The sequence below is a fragment of the Solwaraspora sp. WMMD792 genome, assembly GCF_029626105.1.
In the GTDB taxonomy this organism is placed as follows: domain Bacteria; phylum Actinomycetota; class Actinomycetes; order Mycobacteriales; family Micromonosporaceae; genus Micromonospora_E.
This window is the reverse complement of record NZ_JARUBH010000009.1, coordinates 3,872,221-3,890,666: the sequence shown is the minus strand read 5'-3', so window position 1 is coordinate 3,890,666 and position 18,446 is coordinate 3,872,221. Positions and strand designations below refer to the sequence as shown.

Sequence of the window (18,446 nt, the reverse complement as noted above, 5' to 3'; positions counted from 1 at the left end):
TGGACGGCGTGTCTGTCACCGTGTCCCGGCCGGCCGGTGGGTCCGCGCCGGTCCTGCCGCCGTTGCCGCTCGGCCGTCACCAGGTGTGGCCCCCGGTGGTCCTGGCGCCGATGGCCGGGATCACCAATGTCGCCTTCCGCCGGTTGTGCCGCGAGCAGGGCGGCGGGCTGTACGTCTGCGAGATGATCACCACGCAGGCGTTGGTCGAGCGCAACCCGAAGACGCTGCGGATGATCGCGTTCGCGCCGTCCGAACGGCCCCGGAGCCTGCAGCTGTACGGAGTCGATCCGCAGGTCACCGCAGCCGCCGTGCGGATCGTGGTGGAACGTGACCTGGCCGATCACATCGACCTGAACTTCGGCTGCCCGGTGCCCAAGGTCACCCGCAAGGGCGGTGGTGCGGCGTTGCCGTGGCGGCACCGGCTGTTCAGCCGGATCGTCGCCGGCGCGGTCCGGGCGGCCGCGCCCGCCGGGGTGCCGGTGACGGTGAAGATGCGCAAGGGTATCGACGACGATCACCTGACGTATCTGGACGCCGGGCTGGCCGCCCAGGAGGCGGGGGTCGCGGCGGTGGCGCTGCACGCCCGTACCGCCGCCCAGCGGTACTCGGGCACCGCCGACTGGGACGCGATCGGCCGGCTCAAGCAGGCCCTGAGCGTGCCGGTGCTCGGCAACGGTGACATCTGGGAGGCCGACGACGCGGTGCGGATGGTGGCGCACACCGCCGCCGACGGGGTCGTCGTCGGCCGGGGCTGTCTGGGCCGGCCGTGGCTGTTCGCCGACCTGTCGGCGGCGTTCGAGGGCGGGTCCGGGCGGACGTTGCCGACCCTGGGCGCGGTCGCCGCCACCATGCGCCGGCACGCCGAGCTGCTGGTCGACTGGTTCGGCACCGGACGGGACGGGCGAGCCGACGCCGAGCGGGACGGCTGCACCGACTTCCGCAAGCACGTGGCCTGGTATCTGAAGGGCTTCCCGGTCGGCGGTGAGCTGCGCCGGGCCCTCGCCATGGTGTCCAGCCTGGCGGAGCTCGACGCGCTGCTGTCCAGGCTCGACCCGGCCGAGCCGTTCCCCCGGCACACGTTGGGCCAGCCGCGGGGCCGGACGAACTCGCCGGGCAAGGTCTTCCTTCCGTACGGATGGCTGGCCAGCCGGGACGACGATTCCGTCCCGGCGGGGGCGGAGATCGCCGATTCCGGCGGCTGAATCCGCGCTGGCGGATCCCGTACTTCACACCGCTCGGCCGGCGTGATCCAGCACACCGGTGAATGCGCAGAACTGCGCACGGAAGCGCTCCCAGAACGGTATCCGATCGCCACCCGTGTCGTTTCCTGTGCGGCTGGTCACCCACTACTGTCGGCTGGCCTCCCTGGTCGCTTAACCTGCGCCAACCAATGGCCATTGGTGAACCATCGTTCAGCGCCGAACGGCACATGGGAGGCCAACAATGGCGGAATCCGGCGGACCGGGCGACCCGTCCCGGCAGACAACCGATCACCACAGGTACGTCTACGACTTCACCGAAGGGAACCGCTCCCAGCGGGATCTGCTCGGCGGCAAGGGGGCGAACCTGGCCGAGATGACCAATCTCGGCCTGCCGGTCCCACCCGGCTTCACCATCACCACCGAGGCGTGCCGGGCCTACCTGACGACCGGCGCGGTACCGCCGGATCTGCCCGACCAGATCGCCGCCGCCCTGGCCCGGCTGGAACGCCAGCGCGGCAAACGGCTCGGTGACCCCGCCGACCCGCTGCTGGTCTCGGTCCGCTCCGGGGCCAGGTTCTCCATGCCGGGAATGATGGAGACGGTGCTCAACGTGGGCCTCAACGACGAGTGCGTGGCGGGGCTCGCCGCCCAGGCCGGCGGTGACGAACGGTTCGCCTGGGACTCCTACCGTCGGCTGGTCCAGATGTTCGGCCGAACGGTCTGCGGGGTGCCGGGGGAGGAGTTCGACCAGGCGCTGGAGGCGGCCAAGCGGGCCACCGGCTCCGACGACGATCTCGCGCTGGACGCCGCCGCGCTGCGTGGACTGGTCCGGGCGTACCAGAAGATCTTTTTCGCGCACACCGGCCGGGACTTCCCGCAGGACCCCCGCGAGCAGCTCGACCTGGCGATCCGGGCGGTCTTCGACTCGTGGAACGCCGAACGGGCGGTGATCTACCGGCGTCAGGAGCGGATCCCCGCCGAACTCGGCACCGCGGTCAACGTGGTCGCGATGGTCTTCGGCAACCTGGGGCCGGACTCCGGCACCGGCGTCGCCTTCACCCGCGACCCGGCCAGCGGTGACCAGGGGGTTTACGGCGACTACCTGGCCAACGCGCAGGGCGAGGACGTGGTCGCCGGGATCCGCAACACGCTGCCGCTGCAGGAGCTGGCCCGGCTCGACCCCCGCTCGTACGACGAGTTGCTGGCCATCATGGCCCGGCTGGAGAACCACTACCGGGACCTGTGCGACATCGAGTTCACCATCGAACGCGGCAAGCTGTGGATGCTGCAGACCCGGGTCGGCAAGCGGACCGCCGCCGCCGCGTTCATCATCGCCAGCCAGCTGGTCGACGAGGGGATCATCGATCTGGACGAGGCGCTGCACCGGGTCAGCGGGGCACAGCTGGCGCAGCTGATGTTCCCCTGCTTCGACCTGTCCGGCGCGCCGCCGACGATCGCCACCGGGGTGGGTGCCTCGCCGGGTGCCGCGGTCGGCAGGGTCGTCTTCGACTCGGCGCGGGCGGTCGAGCTGGCCAGGCAGGGAGAGCAGGTGATCCTGGTCCGGCGGGAGACCAACCCCGACGACCTGCCCGGCATGATCGCCGCGCAGGGCATCCTGACCAGCCGGGGCGGCAAGACCAGCCACGCCGCCGTGGTGGCCCGGGGGATGGGCAAGACCTGCCTGTGCGGGGCCGACGCCCTCGACATCGACGCCGGGGCCGGGCGGTTCATCGTCGGCGATCTCACCGTCTCCGAAGGTGACGTGGTGTCGATCGACGGCACCAGCGGCTGCCTGTACCTCGGTGCGGTGCCGGTGCGCCCGTCCGAGGTGGTGCAGTACTTCGAAGGCACCGTCGACCCGGCGAGCACCACCGACCCGCTGGTGCTCGCCGTACACCGGATTCTGTCCCACGCCGACGACCGGCGACGGCTGGCGGTGCGCACGAACGCCGACACCGGCGCAGACGCCGCGCGGGCCCGGCGGTTCGGCGCTGAGGGGATCGGGCTGTGCCGAACCGAGCACATGTTCCTCGGCGACCGCCGGGAACTGGTGGAGCGGTTGATCCTGGCCCGTGACGAGGCGGAGCGTGCGGCTGCGCTGGCCGAACTGCTGCCCCTGCAGCGGGCCGACTTCCGGGAGATCTTCCAGGAGATGGACGGCCTGCCGGTCACCGTACGGCTGATCGACCCGCCGCTGCACGAGTTCCTGCCGTCGCTTGAGGAGCTGGCCGTCTCGGTCGCCCTGGCGCAGGCCCGGGGTCAGGACGCCGGCCGCGACACGGCGCTGCTCGCCGCGGTGCGCCGGATGCACGAGCAGAATCCGATGCTCGGCCTGCGCGGCGTGCGGCTCGGCCTGGTCATCCCGGGGTTGTTCGCGATGCAGGTGCGGGCGATCACCGAGGCTGCCGTCGAGTTGGCCGCCGCCGGGCGCGATCCGCGCCCGGAGATCATGGTCCCGCTGGTCGGTGCGGTCCAGGAACTGGAGACGGTACGCGCGGAAGCCGACCGGATCATCGCCGAGGTGCTCGGCGACCGGTCAGTCGAGATCCTGATCGGCACCATGATCGAGGTGCCCCGGGCCGCGTTGACCGCCGGTCAGCTCGCCGGATCGGCGCAGTTCTTCTCCTTCGGCACCAACGACCTGACCCAGATGGGCTGGGGATTCTCCCGTGACGACGTGGAGGGTGCGTTCTTCTGGCGTTACCTGGAGCTTGGCATCTTCGGCATCTCGCCGTTCGAGTCGATCGACCGGGACGGCGTGGGCCGGCTGGTGCGGATCGCCGTCGAGGAGGGCCGCGCCGCCCGGCCCGGCCTGAAGATCGGGGTCTGCGGCGAGCACGGCGGCGACCCCGACTCGGTGCACTTCTTCCACGAGGCGGGTCTGGACTACGTGTCCTGCTCGCCGTTCCGGGTGCCGGTGGCCCGGCTGGAGGCCGGCCGGGCGACGGTCGAGTCGACCGGCTCGGACAGTCGCTGACCGACCGCTGGCGCTGACCGGGCTCGGACAGTCGCTGACCGACCGCTGGCGAAGAGTGGCCGCTGGCGAAGAGCGGCCGGGCACCCTGGGGGGCGGGAGGGTGCCCGGCCGCCGCTTCGGTTCCCGCCGGCCGGCGTCGGTCAGAACCGGCGGCGAGGTAGCGCCGGGTTGTACGGCAGGGTCGCCATCGGGGTGCGGACCGCCAGCGGCGCGTGGTTGTCCAGCAGGCCCGGCACCGGTGCCGCGACGTTGCCGGCCGGCCTGCTCCGCAGCAGTTCGCCGATCGACCGGGCGGCCCGACGGCCATGCGCGTGCAGCAGGCCGGGATCGGTGCCCGGTCCGGCGAGCACGGCGAGCAGCGCCCGGTCGCCCACCGGGTAGAGGGCGACCTGGCCACGGTTGCCGTGGATGACGGTCTCCCGCAGGTCACCGTGGCCGGCGGTCATCGCGAACCGCCGCCCCAGGCCGACGCTGGCGGCGGCCAGTGCGGCGATGCTCTCCGCCTCGGCGTTGGCGAGGTCGTGGGTGATCAGCAGGCCGTCCACCCCGGTCAGTACGGAGCCGGTCACGTCGGGCACCCGGTGGCGCAGCCCGTTCAGCTCGGCAACGATAGCGGTGTCAGTGTCCACCGGCGGTCTCCTTCACTCGATCGTCCGGTTGGCTGGTCGCCGACCTCGTCCCGACCGACCCGCCGCAGGCGTACGGGCGGGTGGTGGCCGGGTGGGGAGGGCGACTGCGGTCGGCGCGGCGTCGGCGACGTTGCGCGTCGCGCGACGGTGGGGCGCAGGGTTCCGCCACCGGGCCGGGTGGGGTGCCGGCGGGCCTCGGTCGGTCGATGATCGACACCAGCGGATTGTCCAATCGTCCGGTCGAGGCGGCAGTGACGATGTGCTCCTGGCACGTTACCGCAGGCGATGTTTCTTTGTGGACCCGTAACCATCGGCAATCGGACAGCAACTGATAACTGATCGGCTATTGCGAACGATCATCAAACTGACTTCGGGTGTTTGGCCCGTCACCCTGCCGGGTCGGTGATGGTCGCCGTACGGTAGGCCTGGAACCGGGTTCCGTACGACCTCAGGAGGTGGCCGGTGGCAAGTCAGTGGGAAAACCTGGTGGTCGACGCCCACGACCCGGCCCGGCTGGCCAGATGGTGGGCGCAGGCGCTCGGCTACCAGATCGTGCACGAGGCGCCGGACGAGGTGGAGATCCGGCGTTCGCCGGACCAACTGCCCGGTCTGATCTTCGTCCCGGTGCCGGAGAGCAAGCAGTTGAAGAACCGGCTGCACATCGACCTGCGTCCGACGGATCAGGCAGCGGAGGTCGAACGGCTGGTCGACATGGGCGCCCGCCGGGTCGACATCGACCAGGGCGACGTCACCTGGATGGTGCTGGCGGATCCGGAGGGCAACGAGTTCTGCGTGCTCAGCGGACGTGGCTGAGTGGCCCGCTCGACCGCGGCCTGCAGCAGCAGTAGGAACGTCCGGCCGTCCGGCCCGTCGCCGAATCCCAGCCAGCAGGACTCGGGCCGGCCGTGGGTCTGCCAGCGGGCGGTGACCAGGATGCCGTCCGTGGCCGGCAGGGCCAGCGCCAGCGTGGCCAGTCGGGCCGACCGGGCGTAGCGGTGCGGCGGATCGTCCCCGGCCGTGACCAGGTGCCGCCCGAGCAGGATGTCGACCCGATGATGACGGCGCGGTGGTCGCGCCGATCCGGTCGGCCCGGTCGAACTGGTCAGACAGCAGGCGCTGGCGCCGGCCAGCTCTCCCATGAGCTGGCCGGCGCAGTGCTCCTCGACGGCGTACCGCATCGGTTCGGCGACATCGCAGATGTGTACGAGCCGGCTGGTACGGGTCCACCCCTGGTCAGCCACGCCCCGATTGTGGGCTGGTCGGTGCGGTCCCGCAGGGTCGACGTCAACATCACGACACAAACTGGAAACCACCCCGAAATCGTTACCCCGATCGGGTGACGGCACCGCCGCACGAGGGGTCCGGTTCGCCGCCCCGCCGGCCTGGTCGGGCTGCCGGTTCGCCGCCCCGCCAGGGCGGTTAGGCTGCTGAAGGTGAGTGCCTCTCCGGACGGCCCGGCGGTTGGTCGCGCCGCCGACGCCCACCGTCTGGTGCCGGAGCCGGCCAAGGACACCGGCTACGGGCGCAGCCCGTACGAGCGGGACCGGGCCCGGGTGCTGCACTCGGCCGGGTTTCGGCGGCTGGCGGCCAAGACCCAGGTGCATCTGGCGGATCCGAGCGGTGCGGACGGCGTACCCCGGACCCGGCTGACCCATTCGCTGGAGGTCGCGCAGATCGCCCGTGAGATGGGTGCCCGGCTCGGCTGTGACCCGGACGTGGTGGACGTCGCGGGCCTGGCCCACGACCTCGGACACCCGCCCTTCGGACACAACGGTGAGCGGGCACTGGACGAGGTCGCCGCCGGCTACGGCGGCTTCGAAGGCAACGCGCAGACGCTGCGGGTGCTCACCCGCCTGGAAGCCAAGGTGATCGGTCCGTCCGGCGACTCCGTCGGGCTCAACCTCACCCGGGCCTCGCTCGACGCTACCTGCAAGTACCCCTGGCCACGCGGGCCCGGCGAGCGCAAGTTCGGGGTGTACGCCGACGACCAGCCGGTGTTCGCCTGGCTGCGCGACGGCGCTCCTGACGGCCGGCGGCGCTGCCTGGAAGCGCAGGTGATGGACTGGGCCGACGACGTCGCGTACTCGGTGCACGACCTGGAGGACGGTATCCATGGCGGCTACATCGACCTCGGTCGGCTGATCGCGGACCCCGACGAACAGGCCGCGCTGGCGGCCGACGTCGCTGCGGTGTACTCCACCGAGTCCGCCGACGACCTGGCCGGCATCCTGGCCGAACTGCTGGCCCGACCGGAGTTGCGGCTGCTGGTCGGCTACGACGGCAGCCACCCGGCGCAGGCGGCGCTGAAGGGCACGACCAGCATGCTCACCGGGGCGTTCGTCGCCGCCGCGGTGTCCGCTACCCGGGAGCGCTCCGGCGGGCTGCCGGTGCGGCGGTACGCGGCCGATCTGGTGGTGCCCCGGGTGGTGCGCGCCCGCTGCGCGCTGTTGAAGGGGCTGACGTTGCGCTACGTGATGCGTCGGCCGGGTGCCGCCGCCGGCTACCTGCGGCAGCGGGAGATCCTCGCCGAACTCGTCGAGGCGTTGACCGCGTACGCCCCGGCCGGTCTGGACCCGGTCTTCCTCCCATTGTGGTCGGACGCGTCGGATGACCGGGACCGGGCCCGGGTGATCATCGACCAGGTCGCGTCACTCACCGATCTGGCGGCGATCTCCTGGCACCGGCGGCTGACCCGGCCGGCGGGGCGGCCGGGTCCGACCCGCGTCTGATCCGGTTCACGGCCGGTGGCTCACTCAGCTCTCGGCCGGCGGGCGGACCGCGACCAGGTCTGCGGCGAGCAGCGCCGACCACCAGGTCTCGACGTTCGACAGCGATCCGGAGATGATCCGTGGCTGGTCGCCCTCGGTGAGCAGGGTCAGGGCCGAGCCGTCCGGCCAGGCCAGCACCCAGCCGGCGATGTGCGGTAGCTCGTCCTCCGGTGCCAGCTCGGCGTCCTGGCTGCGGTAGAGGGCACACAGTCGGGGCGCTTCGTCGAGGGCGATCACGTCCAGGTGGTCGGTGGCGCTGGTCTCGGGCAGCAGCTGGGGCATGGGGGTGCCTCCTCCTTCGGGCTGGGGATCCGGCAATGTAGACAAGACACAGTGAATCGTGAAGAAAGAGAAACAAGCCAGCGAACGGTTCACTAGGTACGACACAGACAGTATTGCCGTGGTCACAGGGAAGGACAAGGTCTGTTCTTCGGCGAGGCGTGGAAAGTGCGTATTGACAGGAGCCTGCCTGGTCAGGGCGGGGTTCGGGAGGTTCGCCGCAGCCGGTGAGGTGCCGGGACCCGGCTCCCGGCACCCGCACCGTCGGTGATGGTGGCGGCAGGGCAGGATGTACCTCGAAGGGGGGCGGCAGAGCATGGCTGGTCGGATCCGGGACGAGGACATCTCGCTGGTGCGGGAGCGTACGTCGATCGCCGACATCATCTCGGAGAGCGTCACGCTCAAGTCGGCCGGTGGTGGCAACCTCAAAGGGCTCTGCCCCTTCCACGACGAGAAGACGCCGTCGTTCACCGTGGCACCCGGCCGGAACGTGTACTTCTGTCACGGTTGTGGCAAGGGCGGGGACGCGATCACCTTCCTGATGGAGGCCGAGCACCTCACCTTCGTCGAGTCGGTGGAGCGGCTCGCCGCCCGCGCCGGGATCCAGCTGCGCTACATCGAGGCCGGTCCCGCGCCGGTCCGCCAGCAGACCGGTCAGCGGCAACGGCTGACCGCGGCACACGCCGCCGCAGTCGAGTTCTACGTCGACCGGCTGACCGACCCGGCGGCCCGGCCGGCCCGCGAGTTCCTCGCCCGCCGGGGGTTCGACCGGGCGACCGCCGAGCGGTACGCGTGCGGCTTCGCCCCGGACGCGTGGGACGAACTGACCCGGCACCTGCGCCAGCGGGGCTACACCGCCCAGGAGTTGATCACCGCGGGGCTGGCCCGCCAGGCCCGGTCCGGCTCGTTGATCGACCGCTTCCGGCGCCGCCTGTTGTGGCCGATCCGGGAGCTCGGCGGCGACGTCATCGGCTTCGGCGCGCGCAAGCTCTTCGACGACGACGACGGACCCAAGTACCTGAACACCCCGGAGACCCCGATCTACAAGAAGTCCCACGTGCTGTACGGGATCGACCAGGCGAAGCGGGAGATCGCCCGGCAGGGCCGGGCGGTGATCGTGGAGGGCTACACCGACGTGATGGCCTGCCACCTGGCCGGGGTGCCGACCGCCGTCGCCACCTGCGGCACCGCGTTCGGCGCGGACCACATCGGCGTACTGCGCCGGCTGCTGATGGACACCGAGGCGGTCGCTGGGGAGATCATCTTCACCTTCGACGGGGACGCGGCCGGGCAGAAGGCGGCGCTGCGCGCGTTCGAGGAGGATCAGCGTTTCGTCGGGCGTACCTTCATCGCGGTCAGCCCGGACAACATGGATCCGTGCGATCTGCGGCTGGCAAAGGGCGACCTCGCGGTGCGCGACCTGGTCGCGCGCCGGGAACCGCTGGTCGACTTCGCGCTGCGGCAGGTCCTGAGCCGGTTCGACCTGGACACCGTCGACGGCCGGGTGGAGGCGATGCGGCGGGCCGCACCGCTGGTGGCGAAGCTCAAGGACCGGGACAAACGCCCGGAGTACGTGCGCAAGCTCGCCGGTGATCTCGGAATGGAGATCGAACCGGTGCAGCGGGCGGTGCTCGCGGCGGCGGCCGGGCCGCAGCGGACCGCTGGCGGCCGGGCGGCGGTGCCCGAGCCGGCGGCGCCGAAGCCGCGCAACGAGCCGGACGATCCTCAGGCGCTGGTCGAACGGGAGGCGTTGAAGCTCGGACTCCAGGTGCCGGTGCTCGCCGGTCCGATGTTCGACAACCTCGGCGCGGAGGTCTACCAGCATCCGGTACACGCCGTGCTGCGGGACGCGATGGCGCAGGCCGGTGGGGCCGCGGCCGCCACCACCGGAGCGGTGTGGATCGAGCGGGTCCGGGACAACTGCGCCGACCTCGCGGCCCGGGCGTTGGTCGCCGAGCTGGCGGTCGAACCGCTGCACGTCGACCGGGACGCGGACCCGTACTACGTCTCGGTGACCCTGGCCCGCCTGCAGTGGGGAGCGGTCACCACCCGGATCCGGGAGCTGAAGTCGAAGGTGCAGCGGATCAATCCGGTGACCAACCAGGACGAGTATCTGACCCTGGCCGGAGAGCTGTTCTCCCTGGAACAGCATGCGCGTGCGTTGCGCGAACAAGCCGTGGGAGGGTTGTGATGGTGTGGAGATTGTTTCGGCCCAGCGCCCGGCTGCCGGCCGCCCAGCGGCCGCCGCTGGACCGTGACGAGCGGGTGCTGGCCTGGAGTGGGACCGCGACCGGCGCGCTGGTCGTCACCAACCGGGGCCTGTGGTTGCCGGGCCGGGACACCCGGCTCGGCTGGCACCAGGTGCACAAGGCGGTCTGGTCGGGCGAGACGCTGGTCGTCACGCCGGCCGAGACGGTGTCGGAGCACGACGGCTACACCGTGGTCGCCGACGGACCGGCAATCTCGTTCGACCTCTCGGACCCGGGAGACGTCCCGGACCAGGTCCGGACCAGGGTGACCCGGTCGGTCGGCTACAGCATGCACCACCAGCTGGACGGTGGCGGGGCTCGGGTGGTGGGCCGGAGGGTGTCCGGCATCGACGGCCTGAGCTGGACGGTGCGCTACGACGCCGGCGTCGACACCGACGCGGCCTGGCTGCCCGAGCGTACCGCCGAACTGGTGGCCGCGGCCCGGGCGTCGGTCGAGCAACAGCCGTGACCAGCCGCCGTGGTGGAGCCGTCCGGTAGCGGATGCGCCCGGTAGCGGATGCGCCCGGGCCGGGCAGGTCGGCTCAGCTGGCGGTGAAGACGTGGTCGCTGATCATCCGGGTAGCGCCGATCAGACCGGTCTGGTCACCCAGCTCGGACAGGACGATCGGCATGTCGCCGGTGGCCAGCGGCAGTGAGCTGCGGTAGACGACGCCTCGGATCTCGGCCAGTAACGCGTGCCCCATCCCGGCGAGCCCGCCGCCGATCACCACCATCCCCGGGTTGAAGAAGCTCACCAGCCGGGCCAGCACCTGGCCGACGCGTCGTCCGCCGTCGCGAACCATGCCGACCGCGACCGGGTCGCCGGCGGCGGCCGCCCGGGTGACGTCCAGCGCGGTGAGCGTGCCGATCCGGGCGAGTTGTTCGGCGAGCTGGTCGGAACGCCCGGCTCGGGCGGCGGCGACCGCGTCGCGGGTCAGCGCCGCACCGCCGAAGTACGCCTCCAGGCAGCCGACGTTGCCGCAGAGGCACTGCGGCCCGTTCTCGTCGACAGCGGTGTGGCCGATGTCGCCGGCGCAACCGTTGGCTCCCCGGTAGACGTCCCCGCCGACCACTATCCCGGCGCCGATCCCGGCGCCGATCTTGACGAACAGGAAATCGTCGAACGAACGGGCGATGCCGGCGTGTTTCTCACCGAGCGCCATGATGTTGACGTCGTTGTCGACCAGCACCGGGCAGCCGAGTTCGGTGCTGAACATCTCCCGTACCGGAAAGCGGTGCCAACCCGGCATGAACGGCGGCGAGACCGGCACGCCTTCGTGGAAACTGACCGGACCGGGCACCCCGATGCCGGCGCCGGTGAACCGCGTGGTTCCCGAGTCGGCGGCCAGTTTGGTGACCAGTTCGAGGGCCTGCGCGATCACCGCTGTCGGACCCTGACGTAGCTCGGTGCGCTCGGTCAGCCGGGCCACGACCTGCAGCTCGCCGTCGGTGAGCGCCACGTCCAGGGTGCTCGCGCCGATGTCGATGCTGAGGAAGCGGGTGGCGGCGGCGATCCGGACGATCGACGACGGACGACCGCCCCGGGACGCGGCCGGACCGGCGGTCTCCACCAGACCCCGGTCGATCATCCGGTCGAGCTCGGTGGCCACCTTCGACCTGGAGAGGCCGACCGCGTCGCCGAGTTCGGCGCGCGAGCACGGGCCGTCGCGGAGCAGGCGCAGAATCTGCGCCTGATGCGTGTTCTCCGGCCACACTCCCAACACGTTGGTCATTGTCCTTTACCTGGGTCCGGCACGTGGCGTCGTCCGACGTGGAGGGCCGGTGGACACGCGGGCGAAGCGGACCGGCGTGGGCAGGGACCGGGCGAGGTGACGAACTCGCCCGCCGACCCGGGAGTAGCGAGTCAGGATGGCAAACTTAGTGCATTGAAGCTAAAACTTCAAGATGTTCGTACCGTACTTTGTCCTCGATCTGACGAAAGACGCCTGCTCGCGAAACTCGCTGGCGTCCCTGTCGGGGCCGCGCGGTAGCGTCGTGGCCGTGACTGAACGGGGTAGCGGGCCACTCATCCACGCACGCGGTCTGGTCAAGCGGTTCGGGGCGTTCACCGCGGTCGCCGGCATCGACGTCGATGTCGCGCCCGGTGAGGCGTTCGGCTTCCTGGGGCCGAACGGCGCCGGCAAGAGCTCCACCATGCGGATGGTGGGCTGCGTCTCCCCGCCCAGCGGCGGCACCCTGCGCATCCTCGGGATGGATCCGCAGCGGGACGGCCCGGCGATCCGGGCCCGGCTCGGCGTCTGCCCGCAGCTGGACAACCTCGACCAGGAACTGACGGTACGGGAGAACCTGGTCAGTTACGCCCGCTACTTTCAGATCTCGCGACCGGTCGCCCGGCGACGCGCCGACGAACTGCTCGATTTCGTGCAGTTGCGCGACCGGGCGGGCAGCAAGGTGGAGCCGCTGTCCGGCGGCATGAAACGCCGGCTCACCATCGCCCGTGCCCTGGTCAACGAGCCGGACATCGTGCTGCTCGACGAGCCGACCACCGGGCTGGACCCGCAGGCCCGGCACCTGGTGTGGGAGCGGCTGTTCCGGCTCAAGCAACGGGGTGTCACCCTGGTGCTGACCACGCACTACATGGACGAGGCCGAGCAGCTCTGCGACCGACTGGTGGTGATGGACGGCGGTCGGATCGTGGCCGAGGGCTCGCCACGGGACCTGATCACCCGCTACTCCACCCGGGAGGTGGTCGAACTCCGGTTCCCGACCGACGACCAGTACAGCTTCGCCGGCAAACTGGACGGAATCGCCGAACGGACCGAGGTGCTGCCGGACCGGATCCTGCTCTACACCGGCGACGGCGACGGGGCGCTCAACGAGGTGCACCGCCGTGGGCTGGCGCCGACCAGCGCGTTGATCCGGCGCAGCGGTCTGGAGGACGTCTTCCTGCATCTCACCGGCCGGACCCTGATCGACTAGAATCGGCCGGGCATGATCGCGCAGACCGACCGGCTGTCACTACGCCGCTTCACCATCGACGACCTGCCACTGCTCGTCGAGCTGGACAGTGACCCCGAGGTGATGCGGTACCTCACCGGGGGCAGACCGACCCCGGCCGAAACCGTACGCCGCGAGGTCCTGCCCGCGATCCTGCGTGACTATCTGCGCTTTCCGGGCTTCGGCAAGTGGGCCGCCATCGAGCGCTCCAGCGGTGCCTTCATCGGCTGGTTCGCGCTGAAGCCGGCCGCCGCCGGGCCGGCCGGTGTCGGTCCCGCCAGCGGTGTGGTCAACGGCCGGGGTGGTCGGCTGGCGATCACCGAGGTGGAGCTCGGGTACCGACTGCGGCGCGCCTCCTGGGGCCGGGGGTACGCCTCGGAGGGTGCCCGAGCGCTGCTGCGGATGGCGTTCGACCACCCGACCGTCGACCGGGTCTTCGCCGAGACGATGGCGGTCAACGTCGCCTCGCGGCGGGTGATGGAGGCGGCCGGATTACGCCTGGCCCGCTGCTTCCACCTGCAGTGGGACGATCCGATCGAGGGCGTCGAGCACGGCGAGGTCGAATACGAGGTGCGCCGGGTCGACTGGGCGGCGCACGCTGCGGCGGCCAGCGGCACCCGGACGATGTCGGTAGCCCGGATGCCGCCGGCGATCGAGGGCAACCGTCCGCACTGACAGCTGGGTCGCCATCCGGGCGGGCCCTCGCCCGGCGGTCTTCGACCAGGCCCGTTGGACCCTGCCCGGACGGGCGGAAGCCTCTGGGCCGGCCGGGCATCGGCGGATCAGGCTGGGGTTGTGACCGAGGAACGCGTACCAGCACCCGCGCCCGACACCGCCGCCGTGCCCGGCGGGGCTGGCTCCTCGTACGATCCCGTCGCCTGCGTACGGGCTGCCGTCGCCGCGCCGTCACTGCACAACAGCCAGCCGTGGCGGTTCCGGATCCGGCCCGGTGGCCGGGCCGGCCCTGGCGAGGGCGGCACCCACCCGGCGACGGACGGACCCGACGGCGTGCCCGCGCCGGCCATCGAGGTCCTCGCCGATCGGCACCGTCAGCTGGACGTCATCGATCCTGCGGGCCGGGAACTGCTGATCAGTGTCGGGGCGGCCCTGTTCAACCTGCGGGTGGCCCTGCGGCAGCAGGGCTGGCTGCCCGAGGTCCATCCGTTTCCCGACCCGGCCGAACCGGACCTGGTGGCCCGGGTCGTCCCCGGGCGCACCGCCGCACCGTACCCACAGCTCGCGGCGCTGGCCGATGCCATCCCCCGGCGACACACCAACCGCTGGCCGTTCACTCCGGCGGTCGTTCCGGCCGACGTGATCGAGGGTCTGGTCGTCGCGGCACGTCGAGAGGGAGCAGAGCTCGCCGTCGCCGGTGCCGTCGCCCGAGGGGCGATTCTCACCCTCGCCCGCAGCGCCGAACAGCGGCAGCGGGCCGACGGCGCCTACCGCGCGGAACTGTCCCGATGGACGATGCCCAGGCACGGGCGGCGGGAGGGGATTCCCCGCTCGGCGATCGGTCCGTGGGACGCCCTGGAAACCCTGCCGATCCGTGACTTCGGCCTGGTGGCGCCGCGTCTGACCCGGTCCACCGAACGCTTCGAGCCGTACCCCACCATCCTCGTGCTGTCCACCACGGGCGACACCGAGCGGCAGTGGTTGGCCGCCGGGCAGGCGCTGCAACGGGTGCTGTTGCTGGCCACCGTCGAGAACCTGGCGACCACCCCGATCAGTCAGCCGTTGGAGATACCCGGGATCCGGCAACTGCTGGCCAGCCAGCGGCGGGGGACCGTGGCGCAGATGGTCGTCCGGGTCGGCTACGGTCAGCCCGCCCCGGCCACGCCGCGACGCCCGCTGGCCGAGGTGCTCTGCACCGTAGCCCGGTCGGCGGACCCGGGAGACGGAAATCCCGGTGAGGATGTCCCGTCGTCGCCGTAGAGTACGCCGGGCCGGCGGATCCCGGGCGATCGTTCCGGGGCGTCGTTTCCACGATGTCGTACCCGGGCGGTACAACATCGGCCGGGGACCGGGTACGGGGGAGGGCGACGACGGATGTCCGGGACAGACACTGGCGCGACGCCGACGGCCACGACAACCGCGCGATCGACCGGGGCGCGGGCCCGGAGCTGGTTCGGGCCGGCGTCGAGCGTCCTGGAAGCCAACCTGACCGCCTACCGGCGGACCTGGCGGTCGTCGGTCTTCTCGTCGTTCCTGCTGCCGCTGTTGACGGTGCTCAGCTTCGGTGTGGGGGTGGGAGCCTACGTCGACCAGGGGGTCGGTGGGTTCAGCTATCTCGACTGGATCGTCCCCGGTCTGATCGCTTCCACCGCGTTGCAGGTGGCCATCGGGGAGTCCTCCTGGCCAGTGCTGGGCGGGTTCACCTGGCAACGGATCTACTACTCACAGATAGCCGCTCCGTTACGGATCGCCGACATCGTCGGTGGGCTGCTCGCCTTCGTCCTGCTGCGGGTGCTGGCCAGCGCCGTGGCCTTCCTCGCGGTGGCCGCCGCGTTCGGTGCGCTGCATTCGGGTTGGGCGGTGCTGACCCTGCCGGTGGCCGTGCTGCTGGCAGCGGCCGTCGCCCTGCCGGTGGCCGCCTTCGCGGCCACCATCCGTAGCGACAGCTACATGGTCATCGTGTTCCGGTTCGCGGTCATCCCGATGACCCTGTTCGCCGGAGTGTTCTTTCCGGTGGAGTCGCTGCCGGTGACAGTGCGCTGGCTGGCGTACCTGTCGCCGCTCTGGCACGGGGTCGACCTGTGTCGGGCGGCCTCGCTCGGCACCACGCCCGCCTGGTCCGTCCCCGGGCATCTCGGCTACCTGAGCCTCTGGGTGGCGGCCGGGTGGTGGCTGGCCGTTACCCGGTTCCGCAAGCGTCTGATCCACTAGAGAGCGTCTGATCCACTAGAGGAGGCAACAGTGGTGACCCTCGTCCTGCCGCAGATGCTCGGGGTCGGCGCGGCAGTGCGGCGGGCCGGGTCGGTGATGGAGCGCAACGCGGCCGCCCTGAAGTCCGCGTACTGGGTGGTGATGATCTCCGGGGTGGTCGAGCCGTTGCTCTACCTGTTCTCGATCGGTGTCGGCGTGGGCCGGCTGATCGGGGACATCACCCTGCCGGGCAGTGGGGCCGTCATCGGGTACGCCGCGTTCGTCGCGCCGGCGATGCTCGCCGCCTCGGCGATGACCGGCGCGTTGTCGGAGACGACGTTCAACTTCTTCGCCAAGATGAAGTTCGTCAAGCTCTACGACGGGATCCTGGCCACCCCGGTCCGCCCGACCGAGCTGGCCTTCGGTGAACTCGGCTGGGCGATGGCGCGGGGCAGTATCTATTCGGCGACCTTCCTGCTGGTGATGGTCGTGATGGGGCTGACGACGGTCCCCGGGCGCTGCTGGCGTTCCCGGCCGCGATCCTGGTCGGGTTCGCCTTCGGCGGGCTCGGCATGGCGCTGTCCACCTACATGCGCAGCTGGCAGGACTTCGACCTGATGGGCTCGGCCCAGTTCGCGGTCTTCCTGTTCTCCGGGACGTTCGTGCCGGCCGAGGCGTACCCGTCGGTGCTGCGCTGGCTGGTTGAGCTGACCCCGCTGTACCGGTCGGTCCATCTGATCCGGGCGATCGCCGTGGACACTGTCGGGTGGATGCAGTTGGTCGACGTCGGCTATCTCGTCGCGGTGACGGTGCTCGGGCTGACCGTCGCCGGGCGTCGGGTCGGTCGGCTGCTCTGCAACTGACGTCCTAGGAGCACCCTTCTGCGACAGCCATCGATCTATCTGGGTCTTGTGGTAGAGACTTCTGGCTGGTAGAAGACAAAGCCATCGGTAGTTCACCTGAAAGTTTGGTTCGTCGGGGTCTTTCTTTCCCCTGGTCTCTGGGGTTAATGTCTGCCCCAGACGTAACACCAGCGACACAGCGTCGTAAACGCCGGTCGCGACCAGGGCCACCAGGCCCGAGCTGTCTCCCGCCAGGGGCGTGGCGGAGACAGCCGCGGTTCGGGTCGGTGCCGCCACCGCGGCACCGACCCGAACCCCCACCCATCCGAACCCCCTCCGCCCCCGGGGTCGTGCGTTTCGGCGGCGTGCGACTCCGTACACCCCGACCCTCCTCACTCGTCATCGGCGGCTCTGCGAGCCGCTGCAGAAAGGTGGACAAGAATGGACGAGGTGCTACGCCGCAACGGTCAGCTCACTCCGCCCAACCCCGCGCTCACCCGCCGCAACATCCTCGCCGCGTCGGCCGGCGCCGCCGCCGTACTCGGCGCGGCCGGGCTGCCGGTGCTGCAGACCAGCCGGCCGGCCCGGGCCGGCGGCGGCTGGTCCGTGGACCCGCTGATCCCCGAGCAGAACCGGGGCATCATCCTCTACTCGGTCCGCGACCGGATCGGTGCGGCCCCGGACGACAGCGGCGTGCCGTACGGCTTCGAGCGGGTCCTGGCCCGCCTCGCCGAGATGGGCTACAAGGAGATCGAGTTCGCCGGCTACAACCAGCACCCCGACATCCTCGGCCGGCAGATCACGCCGACCGAGATCCGCAAGATCCTGGACGACAACGGGCTGGTCGCCAACGGCTGCCACGTGTCGATCCGGCCGGACACCTTCCAGGAGCAACTGGACATCGCCGAAGAACTCGGCATGAAGAACATCGGCACCGGCAGCGACCCGACCCGCAGCGACTATCAGTCGGACTGGGACGCGGCTGCTGACCTGTGGAACGAGCTCGGCCGTCAGGCCCGGGACCGCAAGATGCGGCTCTACACGCACAACCACGACGCGGCGTACAACTTCCTGCTTGACGCCGGTCCGCTGGACGACCAGGGACGGCCGACCCGGTCGTCCGGCGTCCGCAAGCTCGAGTACTTCATGGCCAAGACCGACGCGAAGTACGTCTACTTCGAGATGGACATCTACTGGGGCTACGTCGCCCGGCACAAGCACCACACCTTCGTCAACTCGGCCGGTCAGGAGCGGACCCGGGTGTTCGACCCGCTGCTGACCGTGGCCCGTCGGCCCCGGCGGTTCCCGCTGTTCCATGCCAAGGACGGCGACAAGAACCCCGAGCTGAGCAACGGCTACGAGATGACGCCGATGGGCGACGGCGACATCAACTTCCAGCAGTTCTTCCAGACCATCGGGCACTACGACTTCCACCACGCCAACTGGGAGCAGGACACCGCTCCCGGTGGCTCGGCGAACCCGGGCCAGTCGCTGGAGTTCGCCGAGCGCAGCTACCAGCACATGTCGGAGCTGACCGTCTACAGCCAGAGCGAGTGATCCACTGGCCGCCGAGCCACCCGGCGCGGCGGCCACTGATCCAACCGCGGGTGCCCGTCCGGGGTGCCGACCGCCGTCACGGCGGCGGTCGACACCCCGGTTCCGCGTGCCCGTTCCGCC

Annotated in this window: 14 protein-coding genes and 1 pseudogene; 12 read left to right on the top strand and 3 right to left on the bottom strand. The window is 70.9% G+C overall.

What is annotated here, in order from left to right; genetic code table 11:
* Nucleotides 1-53 precede the first annotated feature (53 nt).
* Nucleotides 54-1,202 (top strand): tRNA dihydrouridine synthase DusB, encoded by a 1,149-nt coding sequence (gene dusB, locus O7629_RS18435; RefSeq protein WP_278174580.1) that lies wholly within the window; start codon nt 54-56, stop codon nt 1,200-1,202.
* A gap of 241 nt (nt 1,203-1,443) precedes the next feature.
* On the top strand, nt 1,444-4,179 hold the full coding sequence (gene ppdK / locus O7629_RS18430) for a pyruvate, phosphate dikinase (RefSeq protein ID WP_278170618.1): 2,736 nt from the start codon (nt 1,444-1,446) through the stop codon (nt 4,177-4,179).
* A gap of 140 nt (nt 4,180-4,319) precedes the next feature.
* Here the strand turns inward: ppdK and O7629_RS18425 are convergent, their stop codons facing one another.
* Nucleotides 4,320-4,808: a roadblock/LC7 domain-containing protein gene (locus tag O7629_RS18425; RefSeq protein WP_278170617.1), complete on the bottom strand. Its 489-nt coding sequence runs from the start codon at nt 4,806-4,808 to the stop codon at nt 4,320-4,322.
* A gap of 462 nt (nt 4,809-5,270) precedes the next feature.
* On the opposite strand from O7629_RS18425, the gene O7629_RS18420 reads away from it, so the two are divergent.
* Together O7629_RS18420 and O7629_RS18415 are read left to right on the top strand one after the other, a co-directional pair.
* Complete coding sequence (locus O7629_RS18420; RefSeq protein ID WP_278170616.1) at nt 5,271-5,621, top strand: VOC family protein; 351 nt, start codon at nt 5,271-5,273, stop codon at nt 5,619-5,621.
* A gap of 620 nt (nt 5,622-6,241) precedes the next feature.
* Complete coding sequence (locus O7629_RS18415; protein ID WP_278170614.1) at nt 6,242-7,537, top strand: deoxyguanosinetriphosphate triphosphohydrolase; 1,296 nt, start codon at nt 6,242-6,244, stop codon at nt 7,535-7,537.
* 24 nt (nt 7,538-7,561) lie between these two features.
* Here the strand turns inward: O7629_RS18415 and O7629_RS18410 are convergent, their stop codons facing one another.
* Nucleotides 7,562-7,858, bottom strand: coding sequence for a hypothetical protein (locus tag O7629_RS18410; protein WP_278170613.1), 297 nt, complete (start codon nt 7,856-7,858; stop codon nt 7,562-7,564).
* Nucleotides 7,859-8,144: 286 nt separating this feature from the next.
* Here O7629_RS18410 and dnaG point away from each other — a divergent pair, with 286 nt between their 5' ends.
* Both dnaG and O7629_RS18400 read left to right on the top strand, forming a co-directional pair.
* Complete coding sequence (dnaG, locus tag O7629_RS18405; RefSeq protein WP_278170612.1) at nt 8,145-10,046, top strand: DNA primase; 1,902 nt, start codon at nt 8,145-8,147, stop codon at nt 10,044-10,046.
* Complete coding sequence (locus tag O7629_RS18400) at nt 10,046-10,573, top strand: hypothetical protein (protein WP_278170611.1); 528 nt, start codon at nt 10,046-10,048, stop codon at nt 10,571-10,573. The genes dnaG and O7629_RS18400 overlap by 1 nt, the downstream gene beginning before the upstream one ends.
* A 73-nt stretch (nt 10,574-10,646) precedes the next feature.
* On the opposite strand, the gene O7629_RS18395 is transcribed toward O7629_RS18400, so the two are convergent.
* Nucleotides 10,647-11,837, bottom strand: a complete 1,191-nt coding sequence (locus tag O7629_RS18395) for an ROK family transcriptional regulator (protein WP_278170610.1) — start codon at nt 11,835-11,837, stop codon at nt 10,647-10,649.
* 268 nt (nt 11,838-12,105) lie between these two features.
* Between O7629_RS18395 and O7629_RS18390 the strand changes: the two genes are divergently transcribed.
* The 6 genes and pseudogenes from O7629_RS18390 to O7629_RS18365 all read left to right on the top strand — a co-directional run bounded on the left by O7629_RS18390 (nt 12,106) and on the right by O7629_RS18365 (nt 18,326).
* A complete protein-coding gene (locus O7629_RS18390; RefSeq protein ID WP_278170609.1) occupies nt 12,106-13,044 on the top strand; it encodes an ABC transporter ATP-binding protein in 939 nt (312 codons plus the stop codon).
* A 12-nt stretch (nt 13,045-13,056) separates the two neighbouring features.
* Nucleotides 13,057-13,737 (top strand): GNAT family N-acetyltransferase, encoded by a 681-nt coding sequence (locus O7629_RS18385; protein ID WP_278170608.1) that lies wholly within the window; start codon nt 13,057-13,059, stop codon nt 13,735-13,737.
* A 120-nt stretch (nt 13,738-13,857) separates the two neighbouring features.
* Complete coding sequence (locus O7629_RS18380) at nt 13,858-14,997, top strand: nitroreductase family protein (RefSeq protein ID WP_278170607.1); 1,140 nt, start codon at nt 13,858-13,860, stop codon at nt 14,995-14,997.
* Nucleotides 14,998-15,111: 114 nt separating this feature from the next.
* Nucleotides 15,112-15,948, top strand: a complete 837-nt coding sequence (locus tag O7629_RS18375; protein ID WP_278170606.1) for an ABC transporter permease — start codon at nt 15,112-15,114, stop codon at nt 15,946-15,948.
* 30 nt (nt 15,949-15,978) lie between these two features.
* A pseudogene (locus tag O7629_RS18370) lies at nt 15,979-16,790 on the top strand (ABC transporter permease).
* 420 nt (nt 16,791-17,210) lie between these two features.
* Nucleotides 17,211-18,326 carry a sugar phosphate isomerase/epimerase gene (locus O7629_RS18365; RefSeq protein WP_278170605.1) on the top strand — a complete coding sequence of 372 codons (1,116 nt, stop codon included), beginning with the start codon at nt 17,211-17,213 and terminating at the stop codon, nt 18,324-18,326.
* Nucleotides 18,327-18,446 lie beyond the last annotated feature (120 nt).